This is a genomic window from Ruegeria sp. AL12, from assembly GCF_056540885.1.
The window spans coordinates 1-887 of sequence record NZ_JBQFXN010000085.1 but is presented as its reverse complement, the minus strand read 5'-3'; the positions used below and the strand labels follow the sequence as shown (position 1 = coordinate 887).

The 887-nt window shown below is 57.8% G+C and carries 2 protein-coding genes; both read right to left on the bottom strand.

Annotated elements, in window-relative coordinates; translation table 11 throughout:
• Positions 1 to 337 (bottom strand): rhodanese-like domain-containing protein (locus tag ACR0C6_RS21510; protein WP_480621152.1); only part of this gene is annotated, 337 nt, incomplete at its 3' end.
• Positions 338 to 381: 44 nt separating this feature from the next.
• The coding region (locus ACR0C6_RS21505) for an SOS response-associated peptidase (protein WP_480621150.1) at positions 382 to 887 on the bottom strand (506 nt) is incomplete at its 5' end.

Sequence of the window (887 nt, the reverse complement as noted above, 5' to 3'; positions counted from 1 at the left end):
CGATCTGTTGCAACATCCAAGTAAACGACCCGGATCGTTGACCGCCGCGCCAGCAATAGACCAGCGGCTTCCAACCGCCTTCGTGATGCGACAGGCTGTTTTCGATATGATTTGCGGCATTTCGAAAGACCAGGGCCGCCCCCAGTTTACGCGCCAGAAATGGGCTTTGCTGCACGTAAATTGTACCGACGCGTGCGCGCTCTTCATTATCCAGAACCGGAAGACTGATGGCGCCCGGCAGGTGATCCTCGGCGAATTCAGCGGGGCTGCGCACGTCGATCACAGTGTCGAAGTCGTGCGCGTAGAGATCGGGCAAACTGTTAAATGTCAAAGCCATGCCAACGATCTATCTTGCGCAAGCGGGCTTGAAAAGGACAGCCGTCATTCGACCAGAGGCTCGATCAGTGAAGACCCGCTGGCCCGGTTCGAATTCACGACCGGGTCAACGCGGTGGTATGTCAGGACATCTTCGGCACCCGGCGTCATAAGTCGCGCGGCCCCTTTCCCGGTCTCACCCAGCCACAGTGGCCAGTCCTGTTGTTCAAGGATCAATGGCATACGGTGATGAATGGCCCCAAGACGCGTGTTGGCGGGCGTGGTCACGATGGCGCATGTCCCTTGTCGGTTCTCGTCAGAGCCCCAATTCTGCCAGACCCCCGCAAAAGCAATCGGCGCTTGATCCTGACGATGGATATACCATGGCAGGCGGTCACCGTTCGGAGTTTTCGTCCATTCGTAAAACCCTGTCGCCACAATCAGACACCGCCTCTCGCGGCAGGCTGCGCGAAAGGCAGGTTTTTCAGCCAGGGTTTCTGACCGGGCATTGATTAGCAACGGCCCGGCCGTTTCAGATTTGTACCAGTGCGGGATAAAACCCCAGCGCAAGG